We start from the raw sequence: 15,983 nt of genomic DNA on the forward strand, positions 1-15,983 counted from the left end.
TGGTTGCGGGGAGAGGATTTGAACCTCTGACCTTCGGGTTATGAGCCCGACGAGCTACCGGACTGCTCCACCCCGCAACGGCATCATAACAACTTGGACCGACACTGTCAAGGCTTGATTTCGCCGTCGCATCATGATAGAAAACGATCATGGCGGTTCTTCCGATACATGAATATCCGGACGCGGTCTTGAAGGCAAGGGCGAAGCCCGTGACCGAGTTCAACGATGACCTGCAAAAGCTGATCGACGACATGTTCGAGACGATGTATGCCGCGCCGGGGTTGGGCCTGGCCGCGCCGCAGATCGGACGGTCGCTGCGGCTGTTCGTTTACGACCTGAAAGAAGGGGAAGATCAACCGCGGCACAGCGGCGTTCTCATCAACCCGGAGTTTATTTCGAAGTCGGGAACCCAGACGGGGGAGGAAGGCTGTCTGAGCGTTTCGGAATATCGGACCCAGGTGACGCGGGCCAATAAGGTCGCCGTCAAGGGGATCGATCGAAACAGAAGGGAAATCACCGTGGAAGGCGAAGGACTCATGGCCCGTCTGCTTCAGCACGAGATGGATCATCTGGACGGGGCACTGTTTGTCGACCGAATCAGCAGCCTCAAACGCCAAATGTACCTCAAGCGCCTGAAGAAGCGCCTGAAGGCCGAATCGAGATAAATGCGATTGATCTTTATGGGAACCCCGGAATTTGCCCTGCCCAGCCTAAACGCGCTGCATCAGTCCGGCCATGCCGTTCTGGCCGTTGTCTGTCAACCGGATCGGCCGAAAGGACGCGGAGGACGCCTCACGCCTCCTCCCGCCAAGGTCATGGCCGAGCGGTTCGGCCAGCCGGTCCTCCAACCCGCGAAGATGAAAGATCCCGCTTTCCATGACGCCCTCCGCGCCTTCGGGCCGGAGATCATCACCGTGGTGGCCTTTGGCCGGATCCTTCCTCCGGAAATCCTCGATCTGCCGCCGCGGGGCTGCATCAATCTTCACGCGTCCCTTCTGCCGAAATACCGTGGCGCGGCCCCGATCCAGTGGGCCATCATCAACGGCGAGCAGGAAACCGGTGTGACGACAATCCGGATGGATCCCGGAATGGATACGGGGGACATCCTTCTTCAGGAACGGGTGCCGATTTTGCCGGAGGATACGGCCGGAACCCTGTCGGCTCGGTTGGCCGAACGAGGGGCCGACCTGATGCTTCAAACCCTGAAAGGCATCGAGTCCGGGGAAATTCTTTCCGTTCCGCAGGATCATGCCCAAGCCACGCTTGCGCCGATCCTGGAAAAAGAAGCGGGCGAAATCGACTGGACCCAGCCGGCCGTCCATATTCTCAACCGGATTCGCGGGCTTGCTCCCTGGCCCGGCGCCTACACCTTTTATCAGGACGAGCGATGGAACATCTGGAAGGCCGATCTGGGGGATCAGGCGGCGGACGGAATACCCGGGACGATTCTCAAAGCGGGCCGAGCGGGGATTTCGGTCGCGACCGGTCAAGGTCTTCTTGAAATTCTGGAGCTTCAGCCGGCGAATCGACGGCGGATGGGCGTTCGGGAGTTTTTGGCCGGACATTCGGTTGATCCCGGCGTCGTGCTCGGGGGGTAAACTTGCATCAAGGTTTCGAACTCAGGTACAATGGTCGTGTGTTTATCCAATGCTGAAGGAGGTTTGCTAAGAACATGAACAAGCTGAAGACAACTTTTTTCCTGGCGTTGCTCGCGGGTTTGTTTGTTGTCGTGGGCTCGCTGATCGGCGGCCGGTCCGGCGCGACGATCGCGTTTGCGATCGCGCTGGTCATGAATGCCGGCGCCTACTGGTTTTCGGATAAAATCGTGTTGAGGATGTACGGCGCCAAGGAAGTTTCGGAGGCCGAGGCTCCGGTCCTGCATCGGCTGGTCCGGAATCTGGCCACGCGCGCGCAGTTGCCGATGCCGAAGGTCTACATCATCGAGAGTGATACGCCCAATGCCTTTGCCACGGGGCGTGATCCCCGGCATGCGGCGGTCGCCGCCACGACCGGGATCCTTCGGATCCTGTCGGAAGAGGAGCTGACGGGTGTGATGGCCCATGAATTGTCCCATGTGACCCATCGGGACATCTTGATCAGCACGGTGGCGGCCACGATTGCCGGGGCGATTTCCTACCTGGCTCAGATGCTCCAGTGGACCATGATCTTCGGCGGGGGAGATCGCGAAGAGCGGAATCCGCTTGGTTTTGTAGCCGAGATCGCCGTGATGATTCTGGCCCCGATTGCGGCGACCCTGATCCATCTGGCCGTCTCCCGATCGCGTGAATATGACGCCGACCTGGGCGGAGCGCAGCTCTGCGGCCATCCCCTGTGGCTGGCCGAAGCGTTGAAAAAACTGCATCTGGGCGTTCAGCGAATCCCGATGCAAGCCAATCCGTCGACGGCCCATCTGTTCATCGTCAACCCCTTAACGGGGAAAGGCGTCGTGTCGCTCTTTTCAACCCATCCGCCGATCGAGGATCGAATCGCTCGCCTTGAAGTCATGGCCGGAATCCGGCGGGCGGCATAAGGGACTATCATCAAACCCGATGCGCGGCGAGTCGCCTGGGATGTTCTCTGTCACGTAGAGTCGGCCAAGCGGGCGGACCCTATTCTGGAACGGGCTCTGAGCGCGACCGGTTTAAACCCTCTTGACCGGGCCTTCATCACCGAATTGGTCTACGGCGTACTGCGACAGCGCGGCTATTTGGACTGGGTGATCGGCCGGTTTGCGCAGTCCCGCCGCCGACAATCCGCTAAACTGAAAAATCTCTTGCGGTTGGGGAGCTACCAGATTTTGTTTCTGGACCGCGTCCCGGCCTCGGCGGCCGTGAATGAAACCGTCGGGTTGGCCAAAACCTTGGGCGGTAAAGCGGTCGCCGGGTTCGTCAATGCCGTTTTACGGGCCATGACGCGGTCCGAAACGATTCCATTGCCGGATCCGGCGGACGATCCGGTCCTTCACATTTCCGTCAAATATTCCCATCCCGAATGGCTTGTCAAGCGCTGGCTTAAAAGGCTGGGGCCGGAGCAAACCGTCGCGCTTTGCGTCTTGAACAATGAAATTCCTCCGGTGACCGTGCGCGTCAATTCGCTTCAAATTTCCCGCGAGGCATTGACGGCCGAGTTGAAAGACGAAGGAATCGATGTGACGCCCTGCCGGGTTTCGTCGTCCGGCTTGATGCTCCGAAGCGTAACCGATTTGAAGCGATGGGCGGCCTATGAACGGGGCGATTTCTACATCCAGGACGAAGCGGCGCAGCTCGTCGGGTTTGCCGTCGATCCAAAACCCGGAGAGCGCATCCTGGACAGCTGCGCCGCGCCGGGAGGAAAGACCACGCACCTGGCCGAGTTGATGAGCGATCGAGGCAAAATCACGGCCGCCGACGCCGATCCGAAACGGTTGGAACGGGTCGGTCAAAATGCTTCGCGGCTAGGGCTTACTTCGATCCGCACGATCGCGGCCGATGCGGCTAGAAACCTTGAGGCGCTCGGAACAATCCTCTACGACCGGATTCTTGTGGATGCCCCGTGCAGCGGACTGGGAATCCTTCGCCGGAACCCCGATGCCAAGTGGTATAAAAACGAGACGGTGATCGGAAAGATGGCTGCGCTCCAATTGAAGATCCTGAATAACGTGGCGCCGCTCTTGAAACCCGGAGGGGTGTTGGTGTACAGTACCTGCACGACCGAACCGGAAGAAAATGAGAACGTGATCGGCGCGTTTCTTTCCGGGCGCCGTGAATTTCGAATCGAATCGCTGCGGGCGGTCTGGTCCGACGCCCCGGACATCGTGACGGCGGAGGGGTATCTGAATACTTTATTGAATCCCTACGGCATGGATCACTTCTTTGCCGCGAAACTGATCAAACAGGCGAAAGGAGAATAAGATGACGACGCCGGCCGGGTCCAAGAAGATCGCTCCGTCGATTCTCTCGGCGGACTTTGCCCATTTGGCGGAGGAGATCGCCAAAGTCACCGAGGCCGGCGCCGATATGATCCATGTGGACGTGATGGACGGCCATTTTGTTCCGAACTTCACGATCGGTCCGCCGATCGTGAAGGCCATCCGCAGGGCGACCCGGCTTCCGCTCGACGTCCATCTGATGATGACGAATCCGGAGGATTTCATTCAGGACTTTATCAAGGCGGGAAGCAACTATATCACGGTTCATGTCGAGACCTGCCCCCATCTCCATCGGACGATTCAGTCGATCAAGGAAGAGGGGGTGAAGGCGGGCGTGACCTTGAATCCCGCGACGCCGCTTTCGAGCGTCGAGGAGATTCTGGGCGACGTGGACCTCCTTTTGATCATGTCGGTCAACCCCGGTTTCGGCGGCCAGAGCTTTATTCCGTCCGCGCTGGAAAAGCTGCGCGCGGCCCGAAGGATGATCGATCAACACGGGGCGAAGGCCGAACTCGAAATCGACGGCGGCATCAAGGTCGAAAACGTTGCGACCATCGCCCAGGCCGGCGCGGACATCTTTGTCTCCGGTTCGGCCATCTTTCACAGCAAGGATTACAAAGATACGATTCAAAAGATGCGGGCGGCGATCGGGTCTTAGGCTGCATCGGTGTTTTATACAAGAGGTTCTTCGGTGGAGTGGAGAAGACCTGCCGTCTTGCCCAAGGTCGGATATGTTTTTATTGTCTTTCTTATTTCAAGCCTTTCGGTCGCTTGCGGATTCGGCGGGAAAGCGGACAACAGCAGTAGCGGAAGCGGCGGCAAGAGCGTCTGGACCACGAAGACCTCAATGCCCACTCCGCGGACGGGTCTGGCGGTCGGGGTCGTGAACGGCATCCTCTATGCCGTCGGAGGCGACGTCGAAACCAACACGGGAGTGCTTGATCTGCCAACCGTGGAGGCCTACGATCCGGTGACGGACAAGTGGACTCCGAAGGCTCCCATGCCCACCCCGCGGTCGGGTCTGGCCGTTGGCGTCGTCAGCGGCATTCTCTATGCCATCGGAGGCGACAACGGCTCTACCACTGTTGAGGCCTATGACCGTGTGAAGGATTCTTGGACCACGAAAACTCCGATGCCCACCGCGCGGTACGGCCTGGGGGTTGGCATGGTGAATGGCCTTATTTACGCTGTGGGAGGCGTCATCGCGCCCGGCAAACCGGGTACGGTCGATGTTTACGATCCCGAAAAGGACATGTGGGCCACGACGACCGGCTTGATGCCGACTGAACGGATGTTGCTCGGCGTCGGCGTGGTGAACGGCATCCTTGATGCCGTCGGAGGAAGCCCCGACGGTTCGACGAATCTTCCGACGGTCGAGGCCTACGATCCGGCGTCCGGCTGGTCCACGGAAACGCCGATGCCCACCGCGCGGGGCGGTTTGGCCGTTGGCGTCATTAACGGGATTCTTTATGCCGTGGGCGGCCAATTGCCGGATATTTCCGTCGGCAGCTCAGTGGCAAAAACTCTCGAGGCCTTTGATCCGGCAACCAATAAATGGACCGCCAAGGCCCCGATGCCGACCGGACGGACATTGCTGGCCGCCGGGGTGGTGAACGGGGTCCTGTACGCCGTCGGGGGCGACGATGCGGGGACGGTCGAAGCCTTCATACCCTGATTTCGGTCCGGTAAAGGTCATGGCCGAGGTGACGATTTATCATAATCCGCGTTGCGGGACGTCCCGGAAGACGCTGGAACTCATCCGAAAGAAAGGGATTGAACCGGACGTCGTCGAATATCTCAAAACGCCGCCGACCGAGAAAGAGCTGGACCGGATCTTGACGCTCCTGAAGATGGAGCCGCGGGAATTGATCCGAACGAAAGAGACGGAGTATAAAAAGTTCAAGCTCGATCAACCGAAACTTTCCCGCACCGACCTGATCGCCGCGATGGTCAAGCATCCGATCTTGATCCAGCGACCGATCGTCCTGTCCAAAGGCCGCGCCGCCCTCGGTCGGCCCCCCGAAAACGTCGAGAAAATTCTTTAGTTCCCAGCTCATCCCCGCCGTCACGGTTGAGTACAGGATCGATTATAATTATCACATGAAGTTATTCCTCCTCATTTTCTGCGTTCTATGGATCCTGGTACCGGATCCAATTTCCCAGGCGGAGCCGCCCGCGGAGGGAAGCGGGCCTTTTCCCACCCGGAACTACAGTCCCATCCAGCTCCTCTTTCTTTCTCTTCCCGTTGAAAAGGCGGCCACGGTTCCTCGCGGTTCGTCCGAATTGAGCTTGGGGGCCGCGGAAAGTAACACGATCCTGGTCAAAGCGAATCCCAACGTCGATGTTCTTATGAAATTTGAAACCGTCCGTTCGGCGCTGCAAATCAAGCATGGTTTCACCGATCGTTTCGAGGCGGGTATCGAGGTTCCGTTTTATTACAGAAACGGCGGTTTTCTGGATCCATTTATTATACGCATAGAAAAAGCCTTCCGCAGTTTAAATCTGAATCGCCATCTGTTTAACGACGGCTCCTTTGGAGGTTTTATGATCAAGCGGGACGGGGAAATAATTCTATCCGGCGGCGACCGTCAATCCGGACTGGGGGATGTGTCTTTGAACGGCAAATATACGGTTCTTCAAGAGGGCCCCGTACAACCGGCCATGGCACTGCGCGGAGCCGTTAAATTCCCTACCGGGGATTTCGATCGGGCGTTCGGATCGGGGAAGACGGATGTCGGCGCTGGACTTGTGCTCCAGAAGAGCATGGGCCGTCGGTGGGTCTTTTATTTGAATCAAAGTGTCGTCGACCCCGGCGGCCGTTTCGGGACGACCGATTTAACCTTGCATCCGATTTATTCCGCTGCTTTGGCGGCGGAGTTTTTGTTCGCGCCTTCATTGTCCATCGTGGGGCAATTTGATTATTACACGACCCCTTTCCGCCACGCGGGAGATCGTCTGTTGGATCAAGGAGTCGCGGAGGCCGTTCTGGGATTCAATTATCGATTCAAGCCCCGACTCCTCTGGCAACTGTACGGAATCGAAAACTTCGCGGACCCCGGAGGAGCCTCGGCGGATTTTACGCTGGGCACCAATATCACGTGTCAGTTTTAGCGGGATCGACCGGCATTTGAGCCGTTCATCCCCCCACTCTTGCCTTGACAAAATCTCCTCCCGTCGGTATTGTAAAGGCCGACCGTTTTCCGTCACGGGGTTTCATGTCGTCAGAGATCGCACAGCTTTTATCCGGTTTGCATCCGCTCGAGCGTAATGTGCTCCGGACGCTTAAAATGCGTCCGACGTTGTGGGATCATGAGTTGATGCAGGAGACCGGTCTGGATGAATCGCGCCTTTCCATGGCGCTGGGATGGCTGATGATAAAAGATCTTGTGAAAATTGAGGAGGAAAGAGCGACGCCCTTCGTATCCGTTACGGAACTCGGCAGAAAATATGCGGAGCACGGAGTACCGGAGAAGCGGATACTCGATCGATTGAAAGCAGGTGAGAAAATCACCGTCAAAGATCTTCCCCAACTTGAAAGCATGGACTCCTCTGAAGTCAGCACCGCTATCGGAAACCTGAGAAACAGGGACCATGAAGTTGTTCGGATGGGACCCGGCGGGGTTTTAGAGTCGAAGAACGCATCCCTGCCGGTTATGGTTGAATCGGTGCTGCCGGGCCTTTTGAGGCGGCTATCTTTAGCCGCAGACGCGGTGGATGAATCGGGACTTTCGGTTGAAGAGAAGCATCTTCTCGATGATGTTCTTGAAAAAACTTGGAAGACGCGAGGCGTGATCAAGCGACACGAGAAGAAATCAAAACGGATCTCGCTTACCGATATAGGCCGAGATTTGGCGCTTCAACTGACGCAGGAAACCGCGCTAGCGGAGGAAATCGCCCAACTGACGCCGGAGCTGCTCAAAGACGGGGCGTGGAAGGGAAAATCTTTCCGTAAATACAGTATCGGCCTCCGTCCCTCCCGAACAGCCGCGGGACGGAAGCATCCCTACCGGGAGTTTCTCGACGGCGTCAAGGCCAAGCTGGTATCGATGGGCTTCCAGGAAATGCGCGGGCCGCTGGTCGAATCCGAATTTTGGAACAGCGACGCGCTCTTCATGCCGCAGTTTCACCCGGCGCGGGATATTCATGACGTCTATTTCGTGGACCATCCCAAAACGGTTGCGACTCTGCCCGAACCGTATGCGGCGCAGGTCGCCAAAACGCACGAGTCGGGCTGGAAAACCGGCTCGCGCGGATGGCGCTACTCGTTTGATATCGGGCGGGCGAGGCGGCTTGTTCTGCGGAGCCAGGGCACGGCGGTCTCGGCCCGAACCTTGGCGGCGGCTCCGCGGATTCCCGGAAAATATTTCTCGATCGCACGATGCTTTCGTTACGACCTGGTCGACGCGACCCATGCCCCCGATTTTTTTCAGGTCGAAGGGATCGCGCTGGGCGATCAGATCACCTTCCGGACGCTTCTGGGCCTCTTAAAATTGTTCGCGACCGAGATGGCCCGTGCCGCGGAGGTCAAATACCTGCCGGCCTATTTTCCGTACACCGAGCCGTCGGTCGAAATGCATGTCCGTCATCCGAGTCTCGGCTGGATGGAGCTGGGCGGGGCGGGGCTGTTCCGTCCGGAGGTGACCTTCCCGTTGGGTGTCAAGGTTCCCGTGATCGCCTGGGGGTTGGGATTGGACCGGATGGCGATGGTCGCGCTCGGCATCGGCGACATTCGGGATCTTTTCTCGAGCGACCTCGATCTGATCCGAACCAAGCGGGCGAAGCCGTAACCCATGCCGACGATCCAGGTCAAAATGAAGGATCTTGAGACTCTCCTGGGCCGGCCCATCACACGGTCGGAGTTGACCGACCGGCTGCCGTTGGTGAAGGGCGAGATCAAAGAGCACGACGAGTCCACCGGCGAGTTGAAGCTCGAATTGAACGACACGAACCGGCCGGACCTGTGGTGCGTCGAGGGAATCGCCCGGCAGATCAGAACGCATCGCCTGAGGAAGGCCGTTCCATACCCCTTCTACAAGGGGAAACGGAAAGCGGCGGCCGTCATCGAGGTGGCGCCATCCTTGAAAGCCATCCGCCCGCACATCGGCGCCTGCGTCGCGCGCGGGTTGTCCATCGATGAAGAGACCTTGGTGCAACTGATCCAGACGCAGGAGAAGCTGAGCGAGAGCTTCGGTCGAAAGCGGCAACTGGTTTCGATCGGGCTCTATCGCCTGGCCGAGATCGGTTTTCCCGTGTTCTACAAAACGGTCGAACCGGACGGCGTCCGATTCGTTCCCCTCGGGTTCGATCTCCCGATGACGCCGGCCGAGATTTTAAAAAAGCATCCCAAGGGTCTGGCGTACGCGGGCATTTTGTCCGGAACCACGGCCTATCCTCTGCTGGTCGATCGGGAGAACAAGGTTCTTTCATTCCCGCCGATCATCAACAGCCGCGCCGTCGGTGAGGTGCGGGCGGGGGATCGCGATCTGTTCGTCGAGGCGACCGGGACCGATCATCGTATGGTGATGCTCGCCGTGAATATTCTGGCGGCGAACCTTGCCGATCGGGGCGCCGAGATCGACCCGGTCGAGGTCCGTTATCCGTACGCCACCGACCTGGGTCGAAGGATTGCCATGCCGTCCGTTTTGTCCAGGCCGATGAGCGTGGAGTTGGATCAATTTAGTTCGGCCCTGGGTCAAACGGTCACGATCCCGAACGCAATGTCGGTCCTGAAGGCGTACGGGTACGATGTTAAAGTCCGCGGGCGGCGCCTCACGGTCTCCGTTCCGGCCTATCGGGACGATCTGCTTCATCCGGTGGACGTGGTGGAGGATTTTGCCATCAGCCGCGGGTATGAAAGTTTTGAGCCCGAGATGCCGTCCGAATTCACCGTGGGAGGGCTCTCGGCGATCGAGCAGTTTTCGGATCGGGCACGGGAATCCATGATCGGGATGGGATTCCAGGAAGTGATCTCAAACATCCTGACGAATCAGGAGGAATCGGTCGATCGGATGAACCTTTCCGGCAGGAAGGTCGGTCTGGTCTCGGTTGAGAACGTGATGTCCCAGACCTACTCGGCGCTGCGGAATGGGATCATCCCGTCTCTGCTGAGGGTGGAAGCCGCCAGCTCGAAAAGTTTTTACCCTCATCGGATTTTTGAGGCGGGTGAGACGGCCGTCGTGGACGCAAAAGCGCCGGAGGGAACGCAAACCCTTTTGAAGTTGGCCGCCCTCATCGCCCATCCGGCGGCCAACTTCTCGGAACTGCATTCCTTTCTGGATCTGTTGATGTACTATCTGGGCGCGAGCTATCGATTGGAACCGGTTTCCCATCCTTCCTTCATCGAGGGTCGAGTCGGGAAGATCGTGATCGAAGGCCGCGACCTTGGCCTCATCGGCGAACTTCACCCACAGGTCCTTGAGAACTGGCAGATCGCCATGCCCGGGACGGTTTTCGAATTGGCCCTGGACGCTCTCGCCGAATCGTTGCAGAAATAGATGCTTCCAAACAATAAAGCGATAGCTTCCCCACATTCCTTCCCATCATTGCCGAGCGATTCAAGACCTGAACGCAGTCGAGGAGACCGATCATGACAACGATACTTCATGGAAACTCGTTGAACCAACCGATCGTCGATGTTCGCCGTGACCGCGAACGATTTCATACCCGGGCCGGCTGGCTGGATTCCTATCACAGTTTCAGTTTCAGCCATCATTACGATCCGGCCAATACGCATCATGGGCTGTTGCGGGTCAGCAACGACGACGTCATCAAGGCCGGGACCGGGTTTTCGACCCATCCCCATCAGGATATGGAGATCGTAACGTGGGTGCTCGATGGAGAACTGGAGCACAAGGACTCGGTTGGAAACAAGGGCATTATCTATCCGGGGCTGGCGCAGCGGATGAGCGCCGGAACCGGCATCTGGCATTCGGAGATGAATCCGAGAGGGGACCGCGACGTCCGTCTGGTCCAGATGTGGGTCCTTCCGGATACGGAAAGCGCGGACCCCGGCTACGAGCAGCTCGACATCAATTCCCAGCTCAAGCAGGGTGGGCTGGTTCCCATCGCTTCGGGTCGCGGGCATCAGGCCGCGATCTCGATCCGTCAGCGCGGCGCCGTGTTATGGGGCGGGCGTCTTCGTCCGGGAGAATCGGCGCGGATCCCGGAGTCGCGCTTTGTCCATCTTTATGTGGCCAAGGGCGCCGTGGAATTGGAAGAGGCTGGCTCTCTCGCGGCCGGGGACGCCGTCCGGCTCACCGCAGCCGGCGCGCGGCGGATGACGGCTGATCCGACCACCGGCGCGGAAGTGCTTTTATGGGAGATGGAATGATGGTCAAGAACGGCTTGAGGGACTAGGCCGCCGCCGCGGCCAACTTGGCTTTGGCTGTTTCCGCGATTTTTGCGAACCCCTGGGGATCGGTCACGGCCAGATCGGCCAGGACTTTCCGATCCAGGCCGATTCCCGCTTTCTTCAATCCGGCCATAAACTTCGAGTACGAAAGACCGTGACCGGACACGGCGGCGTTAATCCGCACGATCCAAAGCCGCCGAAAATCCCGTTTCCGTTGCCGTCGGTCGCGGTAAGCGTATTGCCGGCCTTTGTCCACCAGCTCCGTTGCGGTTCGGAAAAGCCGATGCTTGCCGCCCCAAAATCCCTTGGCCAGTTTCAACCGGCCCTTGCGGCGTGTTCTTGTTTTGGGACCTCCTTTTGCGCGTGGCATACCTTCACTCCTTCCTGTGCATAGTTTAGTTCAGGCGTATGGCAACAGGCGTTTGATCGACTGTTGATCCGCCTTCGAAACCAGTCCCGTGGACTTGAGGTGTCTCTTACGGGACCGAGTTTTGTGGGTTAATAAATGGCGCTTTCCGGTCTGCCTATGTTTAATCTTGCCGGTTCCGGTCCGCTTGAACCGTTTGGCCACTCCTTTGTGTGATTTTAGCTTCGGCATTTGTTTAGCACGTCCTTTCAACGAACATCACGCGGTTTGGGGTTTGGGCGACAGGATCAAGATCATGTTTCGCCCTTCCAGTCGAGGTTGCTGTTCGATGATTCCGATGTCGTTCACGGCCTCGATCACCTTGCCCAGGGTCATTTTTCCGGCATCCAGGTAAGCCATTTCTCTCCCGCGGAACATCATGGTGACCTTGACTTTATCGCTGGCCTGTAAGAATTCACGAACATGACGAATTTTAAAATCCAGGTCGTGTTTGTCCGTATGCGGTCTCAATTTGATCTCTTTCACATGCGTTGTCTTCTGATGTTGCTTCATCGCATGGAGTTTTTTGTTCTGTTCGTATTTGAATTTTCCGTAATCCATAATACGACAGACGGGCGGCTGAGACGTCGGCGCCACTTCCACCAAATCATAGCCCAGCTCCGCGGCCTTCGTAATGGCCTCTCGCGTCGGCAGGACCCCGAGCTGTTCTCCGTCGACTCCGATGACACGGACTTCTCGGACACGGATTTCGTTGTTGACACGCTGTTTGACCGCGATAGGGGACTCCTCCTTTCTTTACGGTGGTCCGACTTCGATCACGAAATCGGGTCCTGAGTTATCACGATGCCCTTTGATCGACTTCACCCTTCAGCCGATCGATGAAGGCGTTGACGTCCACCTCGCCGAGATTGTCTCCGCTGCGTTTGCGCACCGAAAGCTTTCCGCTTTGGGCCTCGCGGGCTCCGAGAATGACCATGTAAGGGACTTTTGCCATCTCCGCTTCGCGGATTTTTAATCCGATTTTTTCGTTCCGAGGATCCGTTTCCACCCGGAAACCGGTTTCGGTCAACCGTCGGGAGACCTCGTTCGCGTACCCGTGCTGCTGGTCCGTGATCGGCATCACCTTGACCTGGACCGGGGCGAGCCAGAGCGGAAAGGCGCCGGCGTAGTGCTCGATCAGGACTCCGAAGAACCGTTCGATCGATCCCATCAGCGCGCGATGAATCATAATGGGTTGATGTTCTTTGCCGTCTTCCCCGATGTAGGAAAGATTAAACCGCTGCGGCAGATTGAAGTCGACCTGAACGGTGGTGCATTGCCAGGACCGGCCGAGCGCGTCCTTGATCTTGAGGTCGATCTTGGGGCCGTAGAAAACCCCCTCGCCGGGGTCGATGCGATAGGCCATGCCCTTGGTCTTGAGAGCCGATTCCAGGGCGGAGGTGGCCCGTTCCCAGTTTTCGGGAGAGCCCACCGCCTTTTCAGGTCGCGTGGAGACATAGATTTCGTATTCGCTGAAGCCGAAGGTTTTTAGTGTCAAGACCGTCAGGTCCAGAACCTTGAGGATCTCCTGTTCGATCTGGTCCGGTCGGCAGAACAGATGGGCGTCGTCCTGTGTAAAGCCCCGGACCCTCAACAGACCGTGAAGGACTCCGGACCGTTCATAACGATAAACGGTGCCCAATTCCGCGAAGCGGATCGGCAGATCCCGATAGCTCCGAAGGTGAGACTTGTAGATCATGATATGGAAAGGGCAGTTCATCGGCTTGAGTTCATACTCGATTCCTTCGATGGACATCGGCGCGTACATGTTCTCCCGATAAAAATCGAGGTGACCGCTTTGTCTCCAAAGATCCAGCCTGGCGATATGGGGAGAGTATACGAAGTCATAACCATGCCGCTGGTGTTGTTCTCGCCAGAAATCCTCGATCTGTTTCCGGATCTGGGCGCCTTTGGGATGCCAGATAACCAATCCAGGCCCGATTTCATCCATGACGTTGTACAAATCCAGATCCCGGCCCAGCCGCCGGTGATCGCGCCGTTTGATCTCTTCCAGCCGTTTCAGATGTTGGTCCAGGGCCTCCTGGCTCGGAAAGGATGTGCCGTAAATCCGTTGCAGCATCGGGTTGCGTTCGTCCCCCCGCCAATACGCCCCTGCGCTGGTGAGCAGTTTGAAGGCCGGGACGTGCTGGGTGGAGAGGACATGAGGGCCGCGGCACAAATCGGTGAAGGGCCCTTGTTCATAAACCGTGATGGTTTCGTTTTCCGGCAGCTCACGGATGAGTTCGATTTTATACGGTTCACCTTGGGCTTCAAAGAAACGGATGGCGTCTGTTTTTGAAAGCGTCTTTCGCTCGAAAGAATAACGCGCCGAGCTAATTTCCTTCATTTTCCTCTCGATCTTTTCCAGGTCTTCCGGGGTGAAGGGCCGTCCCAGGTCGAAATCATAATAAAACCCGTCCTCGATCGGGGGACCGATCGCCAGTTTGGCTTTCGGAAAAAGTTCCTTAACAGCCTGGGCCATGATATGGGCGCTGCTGTGACGGAACACCTCTTGTCCTTCCGGGGAAGAGAAAAAGACCGGTTCAATGATCAGGGGAAGCGTCGACGCTTCCGCCTCCGACAACCGTTGACCCAGACCCATCACGCTTCCGTTGACTTTGACGGCGACGGGTACCTCCTTCCAGGACGATTGGGCCTGGTCGAGCACCTCGGACAACAGGGTGCCCTTTGCGAACCGTCGTTCGGTCCGGTCTGGAAATCGAACCGTTACTTCCTGGGCTGATGAGGCGGTTTCTTTCATCGAATTTAGATGCGCCATTATGTTGAGTCGCTTGCCCTAAACGGCAAAGGCATCACTCCGAACCCGGTGGTGTGCACGTTAGAGTCTACGTGGGAGCATGACTCATCGCAGAACAACGTCACACAACCTGTTCGTCACGATGCCTTTTCATCCGTCGCTCTATGACCCAATGTATAAGATTATGGTAGGCACGGGCGGTCTTGAACCGCCGACCTCTACCGTGTCAAGGTAGCGCTCTACCCCTGAGCTACGCGCCTATGGTGGATAAAATCCTAATATAATCCGCTTGATTTGTCAAGAAAATAGGCGTGGCATGGGTCCGGTTCGATACGGAGATTCCATCTTCCTCTTGGATGCCGGAACCCAACCGATCCGGAGCGGGATTTTTTCGGATAAAAAGGTGAGCGGCCTATTTCACAGCGGTCTTCAGTTCCTTGCCGGCTGAAAACTTCGGAACCCGGCAGGCCGGGATCTTAATAACATCTCCGGTCTTCGGATTTCGGCCCACCCGGGGCTTTCTCTTGGTTACCGAAAACGTTCCAAAGCCGATCAAGCTGACCTTCTGCCCCTTTTTAAGGGCGGAAGTAATACCGTCAATGGCCGCATTCAGCGCGTCTCCGGCGGCCACTTTGCTGATTCCGGCCATACCGGAAATTTTTTCAATCAATTCGTGTTTGGTCATGGAAATAAGCCCTCTACACATTCCCTGGTTGGGAACGAATCATCGGTTGATGCGATGTTAAACGTTGACTCTCAGTACCAGCGATTACGCGATGAGTGGCGGGGGTTAAAGACCGCGAGATCGGGCAATCCGTAGTAAGAGCGTTGGTAAAATATCAACTCATTCGGCCGTTGTCAAGCGGATTTTCGCCGGTTTATTTTGAGCGATTATTATGGATCCGAATCTTTAGCTCTTTGATCTTTTTTCGAAGCGTGTTCCGGTTAATCCCGAGCAGATGGGACGCTTGGATTTGATTCCCGTTTGTTTCCTTCAGCGTGATCGCGATCAACGGCCGTTCGATTTCTCGAAGCAACATGGAGTGCAGGTTGCGGCCGCCCGAGGCTTTCATTCGTTTGACGAAATCTTTGAGCCGATGCTCCATAAATTCCTCCAGAGCCAGATCCGGGGCCTTTTTCGGCTGGACCGGTTTGGCTTGGGAGGTTGAACTGGAAGAGGGCTTCTCCAGCAGTTGCATCGTGATTTCGTTGATCCGATCCGCCGTCCGTTTAAGCATCCCCGATGACCCGATGATCATATAGCGATCGTCATGGTGGCCGTTGCTCACCAGGCGCTTGAGATCCCTCGTCCAGTCTTTCTTCGTTTCCAGGATGACGAGGGGAAAGACATCGTGCTTTAATTTTTGCCGGAGGCGGGTGGTATCCCGGATCGACAGCACCGTTGCAGGGGTCGACTTTTGGAAGCAATCAAGCAGGGAAGGATCATCGTTGACCAGGAGGACGTTCTTTGCGGACACGGTGACACCCGGACGTGGGATAGTCGTATTTCGTACTGTTGTTCAGTAAACGCGAAGAAGAAACGTCAAGAATAACGAGGACG

Annotated in this window: 17 protein-coding genes and 2 tRNA genes; 11 read left to right on the forward strand and 8 right to left on the reverse strand. The window is 57.2% G+C overall.

Annotated elements, in window-relative coordinates; genetic code table 11:
* A tRNA-Met gene (locus tag VLY20_11710) sits at positions 1-77 on the reverse strand.
* Between the two features lie 72 nt (positions 78-149).
* Between VLY20_11710 and def the strand changes: the two genes are divergently transcribed.
* From def to VLY20_11765, 11 genes are all read left to right on the forward strand, one after another.
* The gene (gene def, locus VLY20_11715) at positions 150-665 is read left to right on the forward strand and encodes a peptide deformylase (GenBank protein ID HUK57313.1); all 516 of its coding nucleotides are present in this window, start codon (positions 150-152) and stop codon (positions 663-665) included.
* Positions 666-1,598 (forward strand): methionyl-tRNA formyltransferase, encoded by a 933-nt coding sequence (fmt, locus tag VLY20_11720; protein ID HUK57314.1) that lies wholly within the window; start codon positions 666-668, stop codon positions 1,596-1,598.
* A gap of 74 nt (positions 1,599-1,672) precedes the next feature.
* Positions 1,673-2,530 carry a zinc metalloprotease HtpX gene (gene htpX, locus VLY20_11725; GenBank protein ID HUK57315.1) on the forward strand — a complete coding sequence of 286 codons (858 nt, stop codon included), beginning with the start codon at positions 1,673-1,675 and terminating at the stop codon, positions 2,528-2,530.
* Between the two features lie 9 nt (positions 2,531-2,539).
* Positions 2,540-3,889 (forward strand): 16S rRNA (cytosine(967)-C(5))-methyltransferase RsmB, encoded by a 1,350-nt coding sequence (rsmB, locus tag VLY20_11730; protein ID HUK57316.1) that lies wholly within the window; start codon positions 2,540-2,542, stop codon positions 3,887-3,889.
* Position 3,890: 1 nt separating this feature from the next.
* Entirely contained in the window at positions 3,891-4,565 is a 675-nt protein-coding gene (gene rpe / locus VLY20_11735) for a ribulose-phosphate 3-epimerase (GenBank protein ID HUK57317.1), read from the forward strand.
* Between the two features lie 57 nt (positions 4,566-4,622).
* Positions 4,623-5,582, forward strand: a complete 960-nt coding sequence (locus tag VLY20_11740; protein HUK57318.1) for a hypothetical protein — start codon at positions 4,623-4,625, stop codon at positions 5,580-5,582.
* 19 nt (positions 5,583-5,601) lie between these two features.
* Positions 5,602-5,952 carry an arsenate reductase (glutaredoxin) gene (gene arsC, locus VLY20_11745; protein ID HUK57319.1) on the forward strand — a complete coding sequence of 117 codons (351 nt, stop codon included), beginning with the start codon at positions 5,602-5,604 and terminating at the stop codon, positions 5,950-5,952.
* Positions 5,953-6,007: 55 nt separating this feature from the next.
* Positions 6,008-7,018: a DUF3187 family protein gene (locus VLY20_11750; GenBank protein HUK57320.1), complete on the forward strand. Its 1,011-nt coding sequence runs from the start codon at positions 6,008-6,010 to the stop codon at positions 7,016-7,018.
* A 104-nt stretch (positions 7,019-7,122) separates the two neighbouring features.
* Entirely contained in the window at positions 7,123-8,694 is a 1,572-nt protein-coding gene (locus VLY20_11755; protein ID HUK57321.1) for a phenylalanine--tRNA ligase subunit alpha, read from the forward strand.
* 3 nt (positions 8,695-8,697) lie between these two features.
* The gene (pheT, locus tag VLY20_11760; protein HUK57322.1) at positions 8,698-10,401 is read left to right on the forward strand and encodes a phenylalanine--tRNA ligase subunit beta; all 1,704 of its coding nucleotides are present in this window, start codon (positions 8,698-8,700) and stop codon (positions 10,399-10,401) included.
* A 92-nt stretch (positions 10,402-10,493) separates the two neighbouring features.
* On the forward strand, positions 10,494-11,237 hold the full coding sequence (locus tag VLY20_11765; protein ID HUK57323.1) for a pirin family protein: 744 nt from the start codon (positions 10,494-10,496) through the stop codon (positions 11,235-11,237).
* A gap of 22 nt (positions 11,238-11,259) precedes the next feature.
* On the opposite strand, the gene rplT is transcribed toward VLY20_11765, so the two are convergent.
* The 7 genes from rplT to VLY20_11800 all read right to left on the reverse strand — a co-directional run bounded on the left by rplT (position 11,260) and on the right by VLY20_11800 (position 15,900).
* The gene (gene rplT, locus VLY20_11770; protein ID HUK57324.1) at positions 11,260-11,628 is read right to left on the reverse strand and encodes a 50S ribosomal protein L20; all 369 of its coding nucleotides are present in this window, start codon (positions 11,626-11,628) and stop codon (positions 11,260-11,262) included.
* Between the two features lie 30 nt (positions 11,629-11,658).
* Complete coding sequence (gene rpmI / locus VLY20_11775) at positions 11,659-11,856, reverse strand: 50S ribosomal protein L35 (protein ID HUK57325.1); 198 nt, start codon at positions 11,854-11,856, stop codon at positions 11,659-11,661.
* A gap of 27 nt (positions 11,857-11,883) precedes the next feature.
* Positions 11,884-12,402, reverse strand: coding sequence for a translation initiation factor IF-3 (gene infC, locus VLY20_11780; protein ID HUK57326.1), 519 nt, complete (start codon positions 12,400-12,402; stop codon positions 11,884-11,886).
* Positions 12,403-12,463: 61 nt separating this feature from the next.
* A complete protein-coding gene (thrS, locus tag VLY20_11785; protein HUK57327.1) occupies positions 12,464-14,425 on the reverse strand; it encodes a threonine--tRNA ligase in 1,962 nt (653 codons plus the stop codon).
* 182 nt (positions 14,426-14,607) lie between these two features.
* A tRNA-Val gene (locus tag VLY20_11790) sits at positions 14,608-14,682 on the reverse strand.
* Positions 14,683-14,834: 152 nt separating this feature from the next.
* A complete protein-coding gene (locus VLY20_11795; protein HUK57328.1) occupies positions 14,835-15,107 on the reverse strand; it encodes an HU family DNA-binding protein in 273 nt (90 codons plus the stop codon).
* A gap of 193 nt (positions 15,108-15,300) precedes the next feature.
* Positions 15,301-15,900, reverse strand: coding sequence for a helix-turn-helix domain-containing protein (locus VLY20_11800; GenBank protein ID HUK57329.1), 600 nt, complete (start codon positions 15,898-15,900; stop codon positions 15,301-15,303).
* Positions 15,901-15,983: the final 83 nt, after the last annotated feature.

The organism is Nitrospiria bacterium (genome assembly GCA_035517655.1).
GTDB lineage: Bacteria > Nitrospirota > Nitrospiria > JACQBZ01 > JACQBZ01 > JACQBZ01.